Consider the following 18,918-nt stretch of genomic DNA (forward strand, 5'->3'; position numbering starts at 1 on the left):
TCGCCGCCGCCCTCGACGTCCTGGGCGGCGGCCTGGCCGGCTCCACCGTCCTCGCCCGCAAGAAGGACAACTTCAAAAACCGCGACTTCAAGCCCGGCTTCCGCATCGACCTGCACCACAAGGACATGGGCATCGTCACCGACGCCGCCCGCACCGTCGGCGCCGCCCTGCCCGTCGGCACCGTCGTCGCCTCCCTCGTCGCCTCCCTGCGCGCCCAAGGTGACGGCGGCCTGGACCACTCCGCCCTCCTGCGCGGCGTCGAACGCCTCTCCGGACACACCACCGAAAGCTGAGTCCATGGCGGCGCAGCGGATGCCCGCCATTCGGGCGGCCGTCCAGATCATGAAGGACGAGGGCGTCGACATCGCCTTCGGCTGCCCCGGCGCCGCCCTCCTCCCGCTGTACACGGCGATGGAGGAGGTCGGCGGCATCGGGCATCTGCCGGTGCGCCGCGAAGAGGCGGCCGCACACATGGCGTACGGCTGGACCCGTACCAGCCAGCGGGCCGGCGTCGCCGCGGTACCCGCGGGCCCGGGGGCATCGCGGCTGGTCACCGGCCTGTACGCGGCACAGCAGGACGCCGTCCCCCTGGTCTGCATCACCGGCCGGACGGGGACCGGCCCGCTGCGCCACACGGCCTTCCGGCCGCCGGACCTGGTCCGGCTGGCCGGTCCGGTCACCAAGCGCGCCGAGCGGATCGAGGATCCCGAGCGGATTCCGGGGGCCTTTCGCGAGGCCTTCCGCATCGCGCGGGAGGGCCGCCCCGGACCGGTCCTGATCGATGTTCCGGCCGATCTGGCCGCGGCGGAGATCGCGTACGACGCCGAGCGCGGCGCGGGGACCGGCCCGCGGCCTTCGGGGGCCGGATCCGTACGCGCAGCGGCGTCGCGACCGCCGGCATCGGTCGACCTCGGCGGCCTCCGCGTCCCGGGAGCCGGGGCCCTGGCGTCCGGGGCCCTGGCGTCCGGGGCTCTGGCGGAGATCGCCGGACTCTTCGGACCGAACCCGTACGTCGTCAGCGGTGCGACGGGCGGTTACGCCCGCAGCGGCCCTCCCGGCTGGGAGGTGCCCGCCGCGATCGGCGTCCGCAAGGCGCTGGACTCCCGGGGCGAGCCGGATGCCGAGGTCGTGGCGGTCGTCGACGGCCAGGGGCTGCCGCACATGGCCGAGGAGCTGGCGGCCGCGGTGCGGCACGAGGTGCCGTTCGTACTGATCATGCTCACCCCACTCGACCACGAGGCGGACTTCACCGACCACGTGAAGCTCGCCGAGGCGTACGGCTGTGCGGGCCGTGACGTCCTCGATCCGGCGGAGCTCCGCTCGGCGGCCGAGTGGGCCCGCAAGGAAGCCGTCTCCACGCGGCGGCCGGTCCTCATCGAGGTCCGGGCCGCGTAGGGCTTCCCACCCGCTTCCGGGCGGTGGCCGCGCCGACACCTGTCCTGTCGCGCCCAGGCGCGGCCGCCGCCCGGAATACCCACCCGCACACCCACCCAGGTTTGTTTCAACAAACTGTTGACGTTTGGTCGGAGCTGTTCTTACGCTCCGACATGCGGAAGCCAACTTCCGCGCTCTCGTACGGAAGGTCACCATGTCGAAGCCCACGCTGACGACCGAGTCCGGCGCCCCGGTCGCCGACAACCAGAACTCCTCCACCGCCGGCGTCGGCGGCCCGATCATCCTCCAGGACCAGCACCTGCTGGAGAAGCTCGCGCGCTTCAACCGCGAGCGCATCCCGGAGCGTGTCGTGCACGCCCGTGGCTCCGGCGCGTACGGCTACTTCGAGGTGACCGACGACGTCACCGGCTTCACCCGGGCCGACTTCCTGAACACCGTCGGCAAGCGGACCGAGACGTTCATCCGCTTCTCGACCGTCGCCGACAACCTCGGCGGCCCGGACGCGGCCCGCGACCCGCGCGGCTTCGCCCTGAAGTTCTACACCGAAGAGGGCAACTACGACCTCGTCGGCAACAACACCCCGGTGTTCTTCATCAAGGACCCGATCAAGTTCCCCGACTTCATCCACTCGCAGAAGCGCGACCCCTTCACGGGCAAGCAGGAGGCGGACAACGTCTGGGACTTCTGGGCCCACGCCCCCGAGGCCACCCACCAGATCACCTGGCTCATGGGCGACCGCGGCATCCCGGCGTCCTACCGCCACATGAACGGCTACGGCTCGCACACCTACCAGTGGACGAACGCCAAGGGCGAGGCCTTCTTCGTCAAGTACCACTTCAAGACGAACCAGGGCATCCGCAGCCTGAGCAGCGAGCAGGGCGCCGAGCTGGCGGGCAAGGACCCCAACAGCCACCAGACCGACCTGCTGCAGTCCATCGAGCGGGGCGTGTACCCCTCCTGGACCCTGTACGTGCAGATCATGCCGGCGGCCGAGGCGGCGAACTACCGCTTCAACCCGTTCGACCTGACGAAGGTGTGGCCGCACGCCGACTACCCGCTGCAGCGGGTCGGCCGCCTGGTCCTGGACCGCAACCCCGACAACGTCTTCGCCGAGGTGGAGCAGTCGGCGTTCTCCCCGAACAACTTCGTGCCCGGCATCGGCCCGTCCCCGGACAAGATGCTCCAGGGCCGGCTGTTCGCCTACGCCGACGCGCACCGCTACCGCCTGGGCGTCAACCACACCCAGCTGCCGGTGAACGCCCCCAAGGCTGTCTCTGGCGGCCAAGCCAACAACTACGGCCGGGACGGCCTCATGGCGGCCAACGGCTACGACCGGCACGCCAAGAACTACGAGCCGAACTCCTACGGCGGCCCGGTCCAGACGAACGAGGCGCTCTCCGCCCCGCTCGCCGTCTCCGGCTACACCGGCACCCACGAGGCCCCGGCGCACACCAAGGACGACGACTTCTTCCAGGCCGGTGAGCTCTACCGCCTGATGTCGCAGGAGGAGAAGAACCGGCTGGTGGACAACATCGCCGGCGGTCTCTCCCAGGTCAGCCGGGACGACGTGATCGAGAAGAACCTCGCGCACTTCCACGCCGCCGACCCGGACTACGGCAAGCGCGTCGAGGCCAAGGTCCGCGAGCTGCGCGAGGACTGACCGAGCGCAACGAGCTGCGCCAGGGCTGACGGGAGGTCAGTTCCCTTGCGCATCCGTGCCGGCCGGCCCGTTGAGGGGTGGTCGGCCGGCACGGAGAGGCAGCGCGAGCTCCGCGGTATGCGGGGAGGTCCCAGTGCGGTGGCCGTGCTCGTCCAATAGGGAGGACGAGCCACCTTCCCCACCGCGGAGCCCGCCTGCTCCCCCACCCCCACAAGACTCCGTCCGGCGGTGCGATGTCCTGTCGCGCCCAACCCTCGCGCTGTCGGACGGGAACCACTGCACAGGGCCTGGCATCCGTATACGGTCACGGATTCCGGGCCCTGTGCGTCGTTGAGCCGGTGCGCCGTCGGGGACACGGCGGGACGCGGCACGGCCCCCGGCGTGCCCGGGGCACCGGATGCGGGCGATGTGCGCCCGTCGTGCGCCCCGCGTGCGCCCTGGCTCCCCTCTGCGTTCCCTCTGCGACCTGGCGCCGTCGGAGGAAATCGTCCCCCGACGGCCGGCTTTGGAGGGACGATGGGGTCCGCAGCAGAATCGACCTGTCTGCCGTCCCAACCCGCCAGGAGCCGACCATGGCCGACAGCGTGCCGGTGCGGTGCCCCACGTGCCGCCGCGAGAACGCCTTCACCCCGCCCACCTTCCCGTGTGCCTGCGGTGCCCCGCTGACCATGCCCGTACTGCGCGGCGGCGTGCCCGTCGAGATACTCCATCGCACCTGGCAGTCCTCCTGGGTCGAGGTGCGCTGCGAGGTCTGCGGCCGGCAGGACGAGTGGCCGGCGCCGGAGTCCGGCTGCGCCTGCGGCACGGTCGTCCGGGTCCCGGTGGTCCCGGCACCCATCCCGCCCCCGCCGAACTTCCCCTCGCCCGGAAGGCCCGCGCCCACGTCCCCACCGGCCTCGGCCACCGGCACCGACACCCCGCACGCCGTCCTGCGGCCCGCCTTCCGCCCGGTCACGATCCGGACGGCCCGCGACTGCGTCACCGCCGCCGAGCAGTATCTGAAGTGGCTGGGCTACGCCGATGTCGCCCGTACCCAGGAGCGCACCGCCTCCGGCGTTGACCTGCGCGGCACCGGCGTCGTCGCCCAGGTCGACCCCTCGACCCGCTCCACCAGACTCCGCGAGATCGAATGCGTCTGGCTCAACGGCCTCAACGACTCGGCCATCGCGGTGTTCTTCTCCCTCGCCGGCTACGCCCGCGATGCCCGGGCCCGCGCCGACGATCTGCACATCCCGCTGTTCGTCATGGACCTCACCGGCACCCCGCAGCCGGTCAACGACCCGGCCGACGAACTGATCAAGTACGGTGCGGCAGGCCGGTGAGGGCCGCCAGCGGCCCCGCGCCGCACCGCCGCCGGTCCGCGGAGCGCGTCGCACCGCCGCCGGACGGGGCCGGGAAATCCGGTCGCCGCGCCGGGCGGGACCGGCGACACTGACCCGGTGATCATCGACGAACCGGCCCCCGCCGAACTGCCCGTGCTGCGGGCCGTCGAACGCGCCGCCGGGGCGGCGTTCCGGGCGCTGGGCATGGCCCCGGTCGCGGACGACGAGCCGCCTTCGTTGGCCCTGTTGGCGGAGTATCGGCGCGCCGGGCGGGTGCTGGCCGCCTACGAGGGCGGTCTGCCCGTGGGCTATCTGCTGTGGGAGCCGGTCGACGGCTCCACCCATATCGAGCAGGTGTCGGTGCATCCGGACCACGCCCGCCGCGGCATCGGCCGCGGGCTCATCGACCGGGCGGAGCGGGCCGGGGGACCGTTCGCGCTGACACTGACCACGTTCACCGAGGTGCCGTGGAACGCGCCGTACTACGAGCGCATCGGCTTCCGCACGATGGCCGAGGCCGACCTCACGCCCGGCCTGCGGGCGATCCGCGCTCAGGAGGCGGCACTCGGCCTGGATCGCTGGCCGCGGGTGTGCATGCGGCGCGCGCCCGGCCGGCCGGGCTCCGGGACCTGACCGGCCTGCGGGTCGCGGCCGGTGCGGCCGGTCGAGGCCTGCGACAGCAGGCACCGCTGTGACGGCCGGTCAGGGCACCGGGTGCGCCGCCTATATTGGCGGGATGATCAACGCCCGTGCGCTGCGCTCCGCCTGTCTGGACTTCAACGGCGCGATCGAGGAGTTCCCCTTCCCACGGCACCCGGACGTGTCGACCTTCAAGGTCGGCGGCAAGATCTTCGCGCTGTCCACGCTGACGGATCTGCCGCTGACCGTCAGCCTCAAGTGCGAGCCCGAGCTGGCCGAACGGCTGCGCGCGGCGCACCCGGAGGTGGTGCCGGGCTATCACCTCAACAAGCGGCACTGGAACACGGTGTCCCTGGAGGGCTCCCTTCCCGACCGGTTGATCCTCGACATGATCGAGGACTCCTACGACCTCGTGGTGGCCTCGCTCCCCCGCGCTCAGCGGCTGCTGCTCGACTGGCCTGGGGAACGGCAGCACTGAGCGACGGGCTGGGGCCCCGATCCCGCGGGCGGGCCGGGGCATCGGAGCCCGCGGGCGGACGGCCGGGGCGGCCAAGCCGGCGGACGGACCGGGGCGGCCGAGCGGCGGGCGGGCTCCAGCCGGTGCTATCCGGTCTTCAGCCCCAGGCCGTAGAACGTGACGTGGTATCCGCCCATGTACGTGGCCTCTCCGCCGACTATCAGGTCGGCGGGCGTCGCCACCCCCGCGGCCCGTGCGGTGGCCACCAGCGTCTCGGCCAGCGCCCGGCCCTTGGGCTCACCGGGGCCGCCGGCGTCGATACGCCAACGCGGGTCATCGTCGTCGGGCCACAACTCCCCCGTTCCGGGGTACTCGGTGACGGTGCCCCACCCCAGGGCCGCCGGGTCCGCGGCGTCCGGTGCGAAGCAGCCCAGCGAGAGCCGGTCCTGGCAGGTGAGGTCGAAGAGGATCGGGGCGCCGCCCTCGGCCAGCCGCCCGTAGAACGGCATGGCCAGGGACGTGCCGAGCGCGGTCGTCTCGGCCGGCAGGGTGTCCAGGAAGTCGCCGAGCGCCCTGGTCACCGTCTCCCAGCTCCGGGCATACCAGCCACCGGGGAAGCCCAGGCCCGCGTTCGACGCGTCGTTGCGGCTGCCGAAGAAGCCGGTGATGGAGTGCTCCTCGCCGACGCCCTGGCGCCAGAACCAGTTCTCCACCGGATCGGTGGGCTGGAGGACCAGCTCGGGGCCGGTCCTCGCGGCGCGGAGTTCGAGGGTGTCGGGCCGGTCGCGCCAGCGCACGAACGGGGTGCCCCACAGCGGCCCGGAGTCGTAGAACGGACCCAGGTCGCCGTGCACGCCCGTGATCGACGGCTCGCCGAGCGCCGCGGTCAGCTCCTCGCGCACCGCGCGGAAGGCGGCGGCCTGACTGGCCGCGTCCGGCGCTGCGAGCCGCACCGGCACGGCGAGTTCGAGATAGGTCTCCCCGCCGGCGTAGCGCTCCTCGATCGAGCCGACCGGGCGCAGCCGGGCGTCGCCCTCGGCACGCCCCGTGCCGATGACGGGCCCCGCGCCGGAGTCCTGCCAGGTCCAGCCGAGCCCGGCGACCAGCGCCCGTGCCCCCTCCGGCGTCCAGCCGCCGGCGTCCGCGCCCCTGAGCCGCCGCGCCAGCTCCACCACACTCTCGGTCATCGTCCCGTCCCCGCTTCCCCGTGGTACGTGCCCAGCGGCGCTTCCCCGCTGTTCGTTCACCCCTTCATCTTGCCGGGTGGGTCTGACAATCGACCGAGGCGGCCTGCCGTTTGGCCGTCCATGGGCGCGACGTACCCTGCTGCGATGCGAACTCCCCGGCAGGCGGCGCGAGTCGCCGTCCTCGACCCCGACGGCGCGCTCTTCCTCTTCCGATACGACAACGAAGAAGGTCGGTGTCCACTGGGCGATGCCCGGTGGCGGGCTGGACCCCGGGGAGACGCCCCGCGCGGGGGCCCTGCGCGAACTGCGCGAGGAGACCGGCTGGCACGATCTCGAACCGGGCCCGCTGCTGTGCACCTGGGAGCACGACTTCACCCTGCACTCGGCTGCCGGCTCCGCTCCCGCAGGGGAAATCCCGGCCGGCGTCCCCGTCCGCCAGCACGAGCACATCTACCTCGCCCACGGTCCGCGCAGGGAACCGGCCGAGGGGGTGGCGGCGGCGCATGCGGACGACCGGATCCTGGAGTGGCGGTGGTGGAGTCCGGCCGAGCTGGCCGGGACCGCGGACGCCCTCTGGCCTCCGCGGCTGCCCGGCCTGCTGGCCCCGTGGCGCGGCACGGCCGGCGGGGCCGCGGTACCTGAACCGGTCGATCTGGGCTATGTCCCGAACACGGCGGTGCGGTGAGCCCGCCCACCGCACCGCCCGCCCCTCATCGCGGTACCGGCCCCAGCTCCTGGGCCAGCCGCTCGCGCAGCTCGACCTTGCGCACCTTGCCGCTGACGGTCATCGGGAACGCGTCGACGATCTCCAGGTACCGCGGCACCTTGTAGTGGGCGAGCCGGGAGCGGCAGTAGCGGGCCAACTCGTCGCGGGTGAGGGGGTCTTCGGGGTCGCGCAGGATCACGCAGGCGGCGATCTCCTCGCCGTATTTGCCGTCGGGGACGCCGACCACCTGGACGTCGGCGATCTTGGGGTGGGAGTAGAGGAACTCCTCGATCTCGCGCGGGTAGACGTTCTCGCCGCCCCTGATGATCATGTCCTTGATGCGGCCGACGATCCGGACGTAGCCGTCGTCGTTCATCACCGCGAGGTCGCCGGTGTGCATCCAGCGCGCGGCGTCGATGACCTCGGCGGTGCGCTCGGCGTCCTCCCAGTAGCCGAGCATCACGCTGTAGCCGCGGGTGCACAGTTCGCCCGGCGTGCCACGGGGCACGGTCACCCCGCTCGCCGGGTCGACGACCTTGACCTCGATGTGCGGCAGCACCCGTCCGACCGTGGCGGTGCGGTGCTCCAGGTCGTCGTCGCGGCGGGTCTGGGTGGACACCGGTGAGGTCTCGGTCATGCCGTAGCAGATGGACACCTCGGCCATGTGCATCTCGGCGACCACCCGCTTCATCACCTCCTCCGGGCACGGCGAGCCCGCCATGATGCCCGTGCGGAGCGAGGAGAGGTCGTACGAGCCGAAGTCGGGGTGGTTGAGCTCGGCGATGAACATCGTGGGGACGCCGTAGAGGGAGGTGCAGCGCTCGTCCTGGACGGTCTGCAGGGTGGTGGCGGCGTCGAAGCCCGGGGCCGGGATGACGATGCAGGCGCCGTGCGAGGTGATGCCGAGGTTGCCCATCACCATGCCGAAGCAGTGGTAGAAGGGCACCGGCAGGCACACCCGGTCGTGCTCGGTGTAGGCGATGGTCTCGGCGACCCAGTAGCCGTTGTTGAGGATGTTGTGGTGCGAGAGGGTGGCGCCCTTGGGGAAGCCGGTGGTGCCCGAGGTGTACTGGATGTTGACCGGGTCGTCGGCGGTCAGGGCCCGCTCGCACTCGGCGAGCCGGGTGTGCGGGACGGCCGCGCCGGCGGCCAGCAGTCCGCCCCAGGTCGGGTCGCCGATGTAGACCACATCGCGCAGCGCCGGGCTCTCGGCGCGCACCTGCTCGATCATCCGGCGGTAGTCGCTGGTCTTGTGGTGGATCGCGGAGACCAGGACGGTGATGCCGGCCTGTTGGAGGACATACGCCAACTCGTGCACCCGGTAAGCCGGGTTGACGTTGACGAGGATCGCGCCGATCTTGGCGGTGGCGTACTGGACGAGGACCCATTCGGCGCAGTTGGGCGCCCAGATGCCGACCCGGTCGCCCTTGCCGACCCCCTTGGCGAGCAGGCCGAGGGCCACCTCGTCGACGGCCCGGCCCAGTTCGGTGTAGGTCCAGCGGCGGCCGCTCGCCACCTCCACCAGCGCCTTGCGGTCGCCGTACCGGGCGATGGTGCGGGCCAGGTCGGCGCCGATGGTGTGCCCCAGCAGCGGCCGCTCGGCGGCCCCGCTGGCGTACGACAGCTCCTGGTGCGACGGGCTCATCGGTGGTTCTCCTCCAAGTACTCGGCACCGCCGCCGCCCGGCGCGGTGCACTCGCGCGGTGCGACACGGCGGATCCTGCCGGAGACGGTCTTCGGTGGCTCGGCGAACTCCAGCCGCCGGATGCCCTGGTAGGGGGCCAGGACTTCTCGGGGGAGCTTGTGGTCGGACGCCGTGAACGGATCGCCGTTTCCGCGGGACATGTCCCGGCCCGGCATGAGCCGGCGGCCGACCCGCCCGCGAACCTCAGGGGGCAAAAGCGCCACCCCGCCGCCCGGGAGCGACTCCCCCGGCATATCAGTCAGTGTGTCCATGAGCTCCTCCCAGAAGCCCGCCTTCAGCCATCGCTACCACACGCCGGCTGGGTTGCCCGGTGGAGAAGAGAGGTCACTCCAGGGACAACCGGTACGCGCCTTGTGCAGCATGGCATCCAGCGTGCCCGGAGGATCCCTGGCGCGCCTACCCTTTCGCCTGCGAAGACCGCCTCGACCGACCGCCCAGGCGTCATCCGTCGTCCGTCATCAGGGGAACGTGGCGCGTCCGCCCGCGGAACCACGCGCCCGCACCGTCGTCGCGCCGGCGCCGAGTGACCGGCAGACCCGGTCGCGGCTCGGGCCGCACTTCACCGGGTCTTCTTCCGGTCGAACCACATAGTGCCCAACGTCGGCGCGAGCCCTGCCCAGAACAGCACCTGCGGCACCAGGCGGTCCGTCCAGGGAACTTCGGCGATCAGCAGGGCGCACAGCATGGCCCAGGCCGCCTGGGCCAGCACTACGCGGGGCCACCGGCGGCGGCGTATCAGTGACCGCACGTTGAGCTGGACGCCGGCACGCCGTCGCCGGTAGCGCAGCAGGGCGCCGACGAGCCAGATGGCGGTCGCCACCACGAGGAACCACAGGCGCTGGCCGAGTGGCACCGGCAGCTCCCTCTGCACCTCGCCCTCGACGGCGAACAGGTCCATCCCCGTCCCGGCGAAGGCGACGCAGAGCAGGGCGAGCCACCGCACCCCGCGCAGCATGCGGTACGTGGCCTGGTCGAGGCCGCGCCGCAGCTCGGCGGAGTCCGGTACGGCGGCGAGTCCGGTGGCGTAGAGGTCGGCGGCCCGGGTGGCCTTGACGCCCGGGGCCTGGGCAGCCTTCCGGGTCTGCGCGGCCAGTGCCTCCTCGTGGGTGGGGTCGAGCCGGAGGATGGCGCGTTCGAGCTGGTCGGCAAGGACGGTGTTGAGCGAGAAGGTGGCGATCTGGTGGGCGATCTCGTGGGCGTAGACCTCCTCGGGGCCCAGCCGCAGCGCCTCCGCGGCCAGGTCGGCCGCCTCGCGCAGGACGTGGTCGCGCTCGTGGTCCGGGGGGAACTGGGAGCCGTTGGCCTGGCCGTAACGGACCAGCGACATGCGGCACACGGCGTCCGCGAGCATCGCATGGCCGTACCAGTGGTGCGGGTCGGCCCGGACCGCTTCACGCAGTACGGGCTCGGCCTCGCGCCACGCCCTGTGGGGTATGCGGGTCAGTGCCTTGGCACGCAGGATGAGTGCGAAGAAGTCCTCGGGAGCCAGCTTAAGCGCCTCGTCGGCCGCCCGGAGGGCTTGTTCCGGCTGCTCCGTGTACAGATGGCAGTAGCCGATCTTGATCCAGGCGCGCAGGTCGCCGGGGTCCTCGGCGAGGTGCTGCGACAGCAGGGCCCGGGCCTGGTCGTAGCGCTTGAAATCGATGAGGGCCTGGGCCTGTTCGACGGCCGAGTTCGGTTCGGTCACAGCTTCCGCTTCTTCTTCAGGTAGGCCACCAGGTCGTCGTACATCCCGCCGTCGTTCGCGTACATCGCCACGTTGCGGGCGGCCGCGAACCACGGCTCCGTCGAGGGCGCGATCCGCCCTGCCGCGGCCAGCAGGTCCTTCATCCCGATCAGGCGTACGGTCCCGGTACGGGCCGAGTCCAGCAGCGCCTGTTCAGCCGCCGCCTCGCAGACATGGGCCAGATCGGCACCGGACAGGCCCTCGGTGGCCTTGACGAGCTTGCCGAGGTCGACGTTCTCGATGGGCCGCTCACGGAGGTGATAACGGAGAATCGCCTCCCGGGCCGGTCCGTCGGGCGGCAGCACCAGCAAGGTCCGGTCCAGCCGGCCGGGGCGGCGCAGGGCGATGTCCACGTCCCAGGGCACATTGGTGGCGGCGAGCACGAACACGCCCTCGTTCGCCTCCGCCTCGACGCCGTCCAGTTCGGTCAGCAACTGGTTGACGGTGTTGCGCATGCCGCTGCTCTGGGTACGGCTGCGTTTCCCGCCGAGTGCGTCCAGCTCGTCCAGGAAGACCACGCACGGTGCCTGGCGGCGGGCCGTCTGGAAGAGCTCGTGCATGTTCCGTTCGGAGTTGCCGATCCACATGTCGAGCACATCGTTGACCGACACGGACAGGAAGTTCGCCCCCAGCTCACCGGCGACGGCCCGCGCGATGAAGGTCTTGCCGCAGCCGGGCGGCCCGTACAGCAACAGGCCCCCGCGCAGACTCTTGCCGTACAGGCGACGCAGCTCCGGATTGCGCAACGGCGCCAGGAAAGCCGCCTCCAGCCGCTCCTTGACCTCCTGCATGCCGCCCACATCGGCAAGGCGGACGGCCCCGGGCCGCTCCACATCCCAGGCGGCGGCAGTCCCAGGATCATCGCCGCACCCGTCAACGGTGAGCGGCGCCTCCACGAACCGGGGCGGCACCACATCGCCGACCTGATCCTCGGCGGCGACCCAGTCGAAGCCCGGGCCCGGGGCCGGGACCTGTGATGGCGCGGAAGGCGCGGCTTCGCCGGGCGTGGTTGCCGAAGCACCTGTCAGGGCCCGGACCATCAGCTCGCGTGCCTGGACATCACCGGGCGCGTGCTGCAACGCCACGGAAATCTCCCCCACGGCGGCGTCACCGTGCCCCGCGCTCAGCAGCAACTCGGCGAGGTGCAGCCGCAGGGGCACGTCCTCGGGCGCCGCCGCGACGGCCGTACGCATGCTCTGTATAAGGGGGGATTCCGCCGACATGACCCACACTTTACGGAACCGAGGCGAGTGACTTTCGGGTGCCCTCGATGTGCTCTGCGCACGACCTGCTGAGAGGTAGTCGCATGCCCCGCCCACGGCGAGGACAGACTGCATCTGACCTCACAGAGAGAACGCCACACTTCCGCCGGGCGCGTGACGCTCGATCACCTCACAAGAACGGCGCCCAAGAGTCCTGCGGCGATGACCGACGAAACCGTTGCCATCGGGCACCACTTGGGGAACTCATATCCCTCCCGCTTTACTCCTCTGCGCTGTTCGTCACGGTATTGGAGATAGGGCTTTCTATAGGGAAGAAGACCGATCGTGAACCCCGTCCACGCGAACGAGTACAGGACCAGCATCTGCTCAGCGCTCCAGTGCTGGGCCTGGAGGCCCCCTACCGCGATCATGCCGATGCAGCACCCGACGGAAACCACGCAGCACAGCACTGTCGCCTTGCGCATCTTTACGTACCTGGCTACGACGAAGCAGAAGATGAAAGTGGCGAAAGCTGCCATGAGCAGCAGGTAAGCAAGGGGGAGGCGAGCCAGCACGCCGGGCCTTTCGATCGCGCTCAAGGGTTGGCGGCGAACACCCCGCCAACCCTTGAGCATTTTTTACAGCATACCCGTCCGATCCGGGCGGATTAGGATCCCAGCCAGCCGGTGATCGGCGATATGAGGTCGTGTCCGAACTCCGTGATTTTTGCGCCGATCTGCGTGAGCCGTCCGGCTTCCTTGAAGTCGGCCAACGCTCCGATCCACTTGGACTGACCGAAGGTGATCAGGCCCAGAGCGGCGCTTCCGACGGATTGCCTGAATTCATGACTGTGCACTCCGTAGCCAAATCCGGTGAACAGGACGTTGAGTCCGCCGGCGGCGAGGGAGGCGTATCCCGAGTACTTGGCGATGCCCGCGAAGACCGCTGCGGGGAGCTCGGCACCGAACACGCCGAGCGTTCCGGCGACGAGGCCGGAACCAGCAGCGACGAATCCGGTGATGATGCTGATCTGATTGGTGACGTCTGCCAGGTCCCGAGCCGTCTGCTGCCACCAGGGAAGTTTCTTGGTCTCGTCGTTCTCCGGGGTGTCGGCAGGGTTCTTTCCGGCCTTCTTGGCCTCGTGGGATTCCTGAGCTGCTTTCTTGGCGGCCGCCTCGATTTCAGCCTTTCGCTTGGCCATGGCGATCTGGTGCGCCTTGGTCGCGGCGGCCGCCGCCGTCTTGGCGTCCCTGCCGGCCTGGAGGGCGGAATCCCGGGCGGAAGCGGCCGAGGACTGGGCCGAGTTGGCCGAAGCCACCGCGCGACGGGCGGCGTCCACAGCGCGGTTGGCGGAGTGATTGACCGAGCGTCCGGCCGAGCGAGCGTTGGCGGCCGCCTGCTTGGCCTTGCCGGCCGAGGCCTGTGCGCCCTTCGCCGACTGCTCGGCCGCGTCCGCGTTCGCATCCGAGGGCGACGGAAGGGGCCGCGTCGACACCGCGACCACCATCCCCTACGGCGGCAGCTCCTGGAAGACCATGCGGCAGTTCGCCTGAACCACCGTCCGGCCAGAGGGGGCCCCGCGCCCGGGCCCGGCAGTGATGCGGGGCCCGGGCACACAAGGGAGGCAAGGGAGGCTTGGCGCAAGGCGCAGGCCCGTCAGTTGACTCCCCGGTCGAGGTCGGCCCAATACGGCTGGCGGAGTTTGAACTTCTGGATCTTGCCGGTGGCGGTGCGTGGGATCGTGTCGCGGAACTCGACCGACGTGGGGGCCTTGTAGCCGGCCATGTGCTGCTTGCAGTGGGCGATGATGTCGGACTCCCCGGCCGTCGCGCCCTCGGCGAGGACCACGAGCGCCTTGATGGTCTCGCCCCATTTCTCGTGCGGCACGCCGATGACGGCGACCTCGGCGACCGCCGGGTGGCTGAAGATCACGTCTTCCACCTCGATGGACGACACGTTCTCACCACCGGTGATGATCACGTCCTTCTTGCGGTCCGAGATCGTGAGGTGGCCGTCGGTCTCGTCGAGGATGCCGCCGTCGCCGGTGTGGAACCAGCCGTCCTCAAGGGCGTCCTCGGTCTCCTCCGGCTTTTCCCAGTACCCGTCGAGCACCGTGTTCGAGCGGGCCAGGACCTCACCGGACTCGGAGACCTTCAGCTTCACCCCGAGCCCGGGCAGTCCCGCTCGCGCCAGCTTGCGCGCCCGTTCCTCGGCGGGGAGGTCCACGTCGGCCGGCCGGGTGCGGTTGAAGGTGAGGAAGGGGGAGGTCTCGGTGAGGCCGTAGAGCTGTGTGAACTCCCAGCCCAGTTCCTCCTGCACACGCTGGATCGTCCTGGTCGGTGGCGGAGCGCCCGCGCAGACGATCCGCACACGGTCGCGGCCCGGGATCTCGCCCGCCCACGTCGCCGCCGCGTCGAGCACCATGTTCCACACGGCCGGCGCGCCGCACATGAGCGTGACGCCGTGCTCCTCGACCCGCCGCAGGATCTCCGTACCGTCCACCTTGCGCAGCACGACCTGCTTGGCGCCCAGGCCCGCCATGACGTACGGCATGCCCCAGCCGTTGCAGTGGAACATCGGCAGCGTGTGCAGGTACACATCGCGCTCCCATGCCCGCGTGTGCAGGCCGAAGGTCAGGCCGTTGACCCAGATGTTGCGGTGGGTCAGCTGCACGCCCTTGGGCCGGGCGGTCGTGCCCGAGGTGTAGTTGATGGTCGCTGTGGCGTCCTCGTCCGGGTGGGACCAGGGACGCGGCTCGACGCCGAACCGCATGAGCTCGGTGTCGGTCTGCTCACCGAGCACGAAGCGATGGCGCGCCTTGACGCCGGAGAGGGCGTCGTCCAGTTCCGGGTCGACGAGGAGGACCGAGGAGCCGCTCTGCCGCACCACGTACTCGACTTCGTCGGGCTTGAGGCGGAAGTTCACCGGCACGCAGACGCGGCCGCTCATGGGTACCGCGAACAGCAGCTCCAGCAGGCGCGCGGAGTTGTGGCTGACCACCGCCACTCGCTCGCCCTCAGCGATCCCGAGCGCATCCAGACCGGCCTGCCACGCACGGACTCGTTCACCGAACCGCCCATACGTCGACAGGGGGACCGGCTGCGCGGGCTGGTCCGGCTCGTCGACCACCCCCGGGCCGTCGCGGAAGCCCAGTTCGGCCCTGTCGAGGAAATCCGCGATCGTCATCGGTGTCCGCATGCTCTCTCCTGTACCCGGAACCACCACGTCTGGAAGGGGGAGTCTGCCACTTGACGCATCCACCAGCAGCGAATTCGGCAGCTTCCGCGTCGGCGGCGGTCGGAGGTCGGGAGGTCAGCCGCATGGGGCAGGAAATGGCCCCTGACCCGGACATTGCGGGCGCCGGGTGTCCGGGCACCGCCCCGCGTGCACCGCCCCGCGTGCGGTGGGGCGGCCCTCCTCCGGGCCGGCCCCGCCGCGTCGTCCTACTTGTCGGCGGTCAGCGTGCCCGCCGCGCCCCAGCTGTCGGTGGGCACCTCCTGGATCCAGACCTGAACGGTCTCGGCGGGAATCTTGTACGCGTCCACGAACGCGTCGGTGATCTGCTTGACCAGCTCCCGCTTCAGCTCGACGCTGCGCGGACCCTGCTGGACGGTGACGATCGGCATGGCTGAACTCCCTTTTCGAGTAAGGCCGTCCGGTGCTTGACCGGCATGTCCTCAGTCCATCGTGAACGGGGCGCGCGACCAAGAAGCGGATCGCGCACACAGCGATCACCGATCGAGATCGGGCGGTCGAGATCGGGCGGTCGGGGGGCCAGCGGACCTGAGCGGTTCAGGGCGTACCCCGCGACCACCGGTCCCGGCCGACCGGCCTTCAGCGGGCGCTCTGGTCGTGGCCCGTGGCCGCGCAGGCCCGCAGCAGCAGGTCGAGCCCGGCGGGCGGATCGCTGCGGCGTACCGCGAGGTAGGTCGTGAGCTCCATGCCCGGGTTGCGGAACGGGAGGAAGGCGACCCTGGGGATGCTCAGCCGGGCGGCGTGCGAGGCGTAGACGACGGTCCACAGGCCGTGCTCCGGGCCGCCGGGCGCGCCGATCGCGGTGAGGGTGTCGTCCAGGGAGCCGTACCGGGGGCCCGGCACGGGGGCGAAGCCGGCCTCGTGGCAGGCGTTGACGACCAGGTCGACCAGCGCGCGGTTGTTGCGCCGCTCGGTCAGCACCAGCGGGACGGCCGCCAGGTCGGTGAGCGCGATGGTGCCGGGCCGGGCGGCGAGCGGGTGCCGGGCCGGGACGACCGCGACCAGCGGGTCCTGCCACAGCGGGACGAAGCTCAGGCCGTCGCGTCCGGCGCCGTCCGGGTCGCCGCGCAGGAACGCCGCGTCCAACTCACGGCCGGCCACCTGGTCGAGCCGCTGCTGGGCCCGTGCGGACACCAGCTCCACCCCGACCTCCGGGGCGAGACCGGCCAGTGTGTCGAGCACCCGGTCCAGATGAGCGCCCAGGCCCGTGCTCGTCCCCAGGCGCAGGGTGCGGGCGCGGCCGGCGGTCAGTTCCGTGACGACGGCACGGGCCCGCTCCTCGGCAGCCAGCAGCGCCCGCGCCTCGGGCAGGAACCGTTCGCCGACGGGCGTCAGCCGCACCTGGCGCGACGACCGGTCGAACAGCTCGGTCTGCAACTCGCGCTCCAGCCGGCGGATCTGCTGGCTCACCGCCGACTGCACGATGTGCAGCCGCTCCGCCGCCCGGCCGAAGTGCAGCTCCTGCGCGACCGTGACGAAGTACCGCACCTGCCGCAGCTCCACGCCCTCCCCTTCCCGGCCGGCTCTTCCCAGCTGGTCAATTCGCTTGCCGCACGCCCCGCGGCCTCGCCATCATCCCCCCATGATCGATGCCAGCGCACTCTCCGAGAAGCCGGTCCTCATAGGTGACCGGATCCGGCTCACACCGCTCGCTCCTCGGCATGCGGTCGCCTTCCACGCCACCTTCCTGGACGAAGAGACCCGCCGGCTGACCGGTACGCACCACGACTGGACGCTGGCCGAGCTCCAGGCCTGGTGCGAGGGGGCCGCGGAGCGCGCGGAACGCCTCGACCTGGCCGTCGAGGACCGCGAGACCGGTGCGTTCCTGGGGGACCTCGCGCTGAGCCAGATCGACCGGGACAACGCGTGCGGCAGCTTCCGCATCGCCCTCGCCGCGGAGGCCACCGGCCGCGGTCTCGGCAGCGAGGCGACCCGCCTGCTCCTGGACTACGCCTTCGAGCGCGTCGGCCTGCACCGCGTCCAGCTGGAGGTCTTCGCCTTCAACGGGCGGGCCCGGCGGGCGTACGAGAAGTGCGGCTTCGAGGTGGAGGGCCGGATGCGGGAGGCGCTCCACTGGGACGGCGAGTGGCACGACGTGCTGGTGATGGCGGCACTGGCGCCGCGGCCTCAGGCCGATGGCGGGAGCGGGCGCGGCGCCGGCAGGCCCGCCTTGGACCGCCAGTAGGCCGGGGTGTGCTGCCTGTCGTCCTTGAGCCGGTCGGTGAGCTGCTGCGCCATCAGGAAGAACGCGAACCCCAGCGCGAAGGCCTGGGTGCTCCGCCGATCCTCATCGTGCGGCCGCTCGCCGGGCAACCGGTTTCGCGGCCGCGGCCCGGCGGACAGGCCCTGGTCCTCCCGCGGCGCGCTCCTCGTACGGCGCGCCGCGTCGACGGATCAGGAGTTCTCCCCCGTGAACGGCAGCCACTCGGTCTCCAGCGCGGCATCCAGCCGGCGGACCGCGCCCGGGGTGTGCTCGGTGGCCAGACCGGTGTGCACGAACCGCCGCAGCGGGCTGCCGCCCAGGTAGCAGGCGGCCAACTCCCGTACGTCCAGGGTGAGATCGGGGGCGTCGGTGGCGGTGGTCCAGGTCGTGGGCCGGCCGGGCCCCGCGGTCAGCCGGAAGCGGCCGGCGTTGGCGGGCAGGGCGGCGTCGCCGAGGTCGATGACGAGGTCGACGGGGGACGCCCAGGAGCGGGCGGTCAGGGCGGCGCGGACGTCCACCAACCGGACCCACAGGGACGGTTCCTGGCCGGTGACGCGTACCTGGTCGCGGTCGGCGACGAGGTACAGCAGCGGGTCGTCGGCGGGGCGGGCGTCGATCTGGACCTTCGTGGTGAGGTCGATGGAGCAGAGGTAGGACCACAGGGCCGCGGCGGCCGGTGCGCTCTCCGCTTCCAGCTCGTCGACACGGACCGCGCCGGGGCGGCCGTCTCCCGGCCCGCGGGTGCGGTAGACCGCGTAGCCACCGGGCACCTCGCCGGGCGCGCCCAGCACCACCACCCGCAGGGCGCCGAAGCCGTCCAGGTCCTCGGTGCTGCGGGCGCCGTCGAGGTCCAGCACCTCGTTGCGCCACCACGCCTCGTCGCGGGTGAACCGGCCCGCGCGGTGGGCCAGGCTCGCGTCGTAGCGCGGCGCGAGCACCGCGGCCGCCTCGGCCGGGGCGATCAGCCGCAGCGGTCGGGCGTCGGGGGCCAGGCGCAGTGCCAGCGGGCGGGAGGAGTCGATCTCGACGCGGTACGCCTCGGTGGCGGCGCCGAACCCGAAGCGGCCGTAGATGGCGCTCTCGGACGCCCAGAGGCAGGCGATCGGCCGGTCCTCGTCGGCGCAGCGGCGCCAGAGCCCGTCCAGCATCGAGGTGAGCACTCCGCGACGGCGGTGCGTGGGCGCCACGCAGACGAAGTCCACTGCGGCGCAAGGGAGTCGACCGCCGGGGACGGAGAGGGTGAGGCGGTGCGCACCGACCAGGCCGGCCAGCCGCCCGCCGTCGTACGCCCCGACCCGGGCGCAGGCCCGCAGCAGGTCGTGGTGGTGCTGACGGGTCTTGTCGGCCGGCTTCAGGTGGAAGGCGAGGTAGGCCAGGTCCAGGGCCTGGCCGAGGTCGGACTCGGGGAGGTCACGGATGTCCGTGGTGGCGTGGGGGTGGTCGTCGCAGGTCACCCAGGGA

General features: G+C 71.6%; 17 protein-coding genes and 2 pseudogenes. 8 read left to right on the plus strand and 11 right to left on the minus strand.

Annotated elements, in window-relative coordinates; translation table 11 throughout:
* From AC0680_RS21260 to AC0680_RS21285, 6 genes are all read left to right on the plus strand, one after another.
* Window positions 1–293 (plus strand): NAD-binding protein (locus tag AC0680_RS21260; protein WP_478630961.1); only part of this gene is annotated, 293 nt, incomplete at its 5' end.
* 4 nt (window positions 294–297) lie between these two features.
* Window positions 298–1,395, plus strand: a complete 1,098-nt coding sequence (locus tag AC0680_RS21265; protein WP_478630964.1) for a thiamine pyrophosphate-binding protein — start codon at window positions 298–300, stop codon at window positions 1,393–1,395.
* 193 nt (window positions 1,396–1,588) lie between these two features.
* Window positions 1,589–3,055 carry a catalase gene (locus AC0680_RS21270; protein WP_478630966.1) on the plus strand — a complete coding sequence of 489 codons (1,467 nt, stop codon included), beginning with the start codon at window positions 1,589–1,591 and terminating at the stop codon, window positions 3,053–3,055.
* Between the two features lie 572 nt (window positions 3,056–3,627).
* Window positions 3,628–4,377 (plus strand): hypothetical protein, encoded by a 750-nt coding sequence (locus tag AC0680_RS21275; RefSeq protein WP_478630969.1) that lies wholly within the window; start codon window positions 3,628–3,630, stop codon window positions 4,375–4,377.
* A 117-nt stretch (window positions 4,378–4,494) separates the two neighbouring features.
* Entirely contained in the window at window positions 4,495–5,010 is a 516-nt protein-coding gene (locus AC0680_RS21280; protein WP_478630972.1) for a GNAT family N-acetyltransferase, read from the plus strand.
* A gap of 103 nt (window positions 5,011–5,113) precedes the next feature.
* A complete protein-coding gene (locus tag AC0680_RS21285) occupies window positions 5,114–5,494 on the plus strand; it encodes an MmcQ/YjbR family DNA-binding protein (protein ID WP_478630974.1) in 381 nt (126 codons plus the stop codon).
* Window positions 5,495–5,619: 125 nt separating this feature from the next.
* On the opposite strand, the gene AC0680_RS21290 is transcribed toward AC0680_RS21285, so the two are convergent.
* Window positions 5,620–6,660, minus strand: coding sequence for a hypothetical protein (locus AC0680_RS21290; protein ID WP_478630977.1), 1,041 nt, complete (start codon window positions 6,658–6,660; stop codon window positions 5,620–5,622).
* A gap of 147 nt (window positions 6,661–6,807) precedes the next feature.
* On the opposite strand from AC0680_RS21290, the pseudogene AC0680_RS21295 reads away from it, so the two are divergent.
* A pseudogene (locus tag AC0680_RS21295) lies at window positions 6,808–7,345 on the plus strand (NUDIX hydrolase); the annotation flags it as partial.
* Between the two features lie 25 nt (window positions 7,346–7,370).
* On the opposite strand, the gene AC0680_RS21300 reads toward AC0680_RS21295, so the two are convergent.
* The 9 genes and pseudogenes from AC0680_RS21300 to AC0680_RS21340 form a co-directional block, all read right to left on the minus strand.
* On the minus strand, window positions 7,371–9,011 hold the full coding sequence (locus AC0680_RS21300; RefSeq protein WP_478630980.1) for an AMP-binding protein: 1,641 nt from the start codon (window positions 9,009–9,011) through the stop codon (window positions 7,371–7,373).
* A complete protein-coding gene (locus AC0680_RS21305; RefSeq protein ID WP_478631295.1) occupies window positions 9,008–9,322 on the minus strand; it encodes a hypothetical protein in 315 nt (104 codons plus the stop codon). Before AC0680_RS21305 ends, AC0680_RS21300 begins: the two co-directional genes overlap by 4 nt.
* A 308-nt stretch (window positions 9,323–9,630) precedes the next feature.
* Window positions 9,631–10,758, minus strand: coding sequence for a tetratricopeptide repeat protein (locus AC0680_RS21310; protein ID WP_478630982.1), 1,128 nt, complete (start codon window positions 10,756–10,758; stop codon window positions 9,631–9,633).
* On the minus strand, window positions 10,755–12,020 hold the full coding sequence (locus AC0680_RS21315) for an ATP-binding protein (RefSeq protein ID WP_478630985.1): 1,266 nt from the start codon (window positions 12,018–12,020) through the stop codon (window positions 10,755–10,757). The genes AC0680_RS21310 and AC0680_RS21315 overlap by 4 nt, the downstream gene beginning before the upstream one ends.
* A 164-nt stretch (window positions 12,021–12,184) precedes the next feature.
* The gene (locus AC0680_RS21320; RefSeq protein WP_478630988.1) at window positions 12,185–12,598 is read right to left on the minus strand and encodes a hypothetical protein; all 414 of its coding nucleotides are present in this window, start codon (window positions 12,596–12,598) and stop codon (window positions 12,185–12,187) included.
* Window positions 12,599–12,666: 68 nt separating this feature from the next.
* Window positions 12,667–13,506 (minus strand): hypothetical protein, encoded by an 840-nt coding sequence (locus AC0680_RS21325; RefSeq protein ID WP_478630991.1) that lies wholly within the window; start codon window positions 13,504–13,506, stop codon window positions 12,667–12,669.
* 149 nt (window positions 13,507–13,655) lie between these two features.
* Window positions 13,656–15,197, minus strand: a complete 1,542-nt coding sequence (locus AC0680_RS21330) for an AMP-binding protein (protein WP_478630994.1) — start codon at window positions 15,195–15,197, stop codon at window positions 13,656–13,658.
* A 245-nt stretch (window positions 15,198–15,442) separates the two neighbouring features.
* Window positions 15,443–15,643, minus strand: a pseudogene (gene dmpI, locus AC0680_RS21335) (4-oxalocrotonate tautomerase DmpI); the annotation flags it as partial.
* Between the two features lie 190 nt (window positions 15,644–15,833).
* Entirely contained in the window at window positions 15,834–16,757 is a 924-nt protein-coding gene (locus AC0680_RS21340; RefSeq protein ID WP_478630997.1) for a LysR family transcriptional regulator, read from the minus strand.
* Between the two features lie 79 nt (window positions 16,758–16,836).
* Between AC0680_RS21340 and AC0680_RS21345 the strand changes: the two genes are divergently transcribed.
* Window positions 16,837–17,439: a GNAT family N-acetyltransferase gene (locus tag AC0680_RS21345; RefSeq protein WP_478630999.1), complete on the plus strand. Its 603-nt coding sequence runs from the start codon at window positions 16,837–16,839 to the stop codon at window positions 17,437–17,439.
* 209 nt (window positions 17,440–17,648) lie between these two features.
* Here the strand turns inward: AC0680_RS21345 and AC0680_RS21350 are convergent, their stop codons facing one another.
* A complete protein-coding gene (locus AC0680_RS21350; protein WP_478631001.1) occupies window positions 17,649–18,911 on the minus strand; it encodes a GNAT family N-acetyltransferase in 1,263 nt (420 codons plus the stop codon).
* Between the last annotated feature and the right edge of the window lie 7 nt (window positions 18,912–18,918).

Source organism: Streptomyces sp. NPDC043738 (genome assembly GCF_056436545.1).

Excerpts from the sequence above, each read along its gene's own strand:
- AC0680_RS21330 (WP_478630994.1), bottom strand. The coding sequence starts at position 15,197 with ATGCGGACACCGATGACGATCGCGGATTTCCTCGACAGGGCCGAACTG.
- AC0680_RS21300 (WP_478630980.1), bottom strand. The coding sequence starts at position 9,011 with ATGAGCCCGTCGCACCAGGAGCTGTCGTACGCCAGCGGGGCCGCCGAG.
- AC0680_RS21345 (WP_478630999.1), top strand. The coding sequence starts at position 16,837 with ATGATCGATGCCAGCGCACTCTCCGAGAAGCCGGTCCTCATAGGTGAC.
- AC0680_RS21305 (WP_478631295.1), bottom strand. The coding sequence starts at position 9,322 with ATGGACACACTGACTGATATGCCGGGGGAGTCGCTCCCGGGCGGCGGG.
- AC0680_RS21315 (WP_478630985.1), bottom strand. The coding sequence starts at position 12,020 with ATGTCGGCGGAATCCCCCCTTATACAGAGCATGCGTACGGCCGTCGCG.
- AC0680_RS21290 (WP_478630977.1), bottom strand. The coding sequence starts at position 6,660 with ATGACCGAGAGTGTGGTGGAGCTGGCGCGGCGGCTCAGGGGCGCGGAC.
- AC0680_RS21275 (WP_478630969.1), top strand. The coding sequence starts at position 3,628 with ATGGCCGACAGCGTGCCGGTGCGGTGCCCCACGTGCCGCCGCGAGAAC.
- AC0680_RS21270 (WP_478630966.1), top strand. The coding sequence starts at position 1,589 with ATGTCGAAGCCCACGCTGACGACCGAGTCCGGCGCCCCGGTCGCCGAC.
- AC0680_RS21265 (WP_478630964.1), top strand. The coding sequence starts at position 298 with ATGGCGGCGCAGCGGATGCCCGCCATTCGGGCGGCCGTCCAGATCATG.
- AC0680_RS21325 (WP_478630991.1), bottom strand. The coding sequence starts at position 13,506 with ATGGTGGTCGCGGTGTCGACGCGGCCCCTTCCGTCGCCCTCGGATGCG.
- AC0680_RS21285 (WP_478630974.1), top strand. The coding sequence starts at position 5,114 with ATGATCAACGCCCGTGCGCTGCGCTCCGCCTGTCTGGACTTCAACGGC.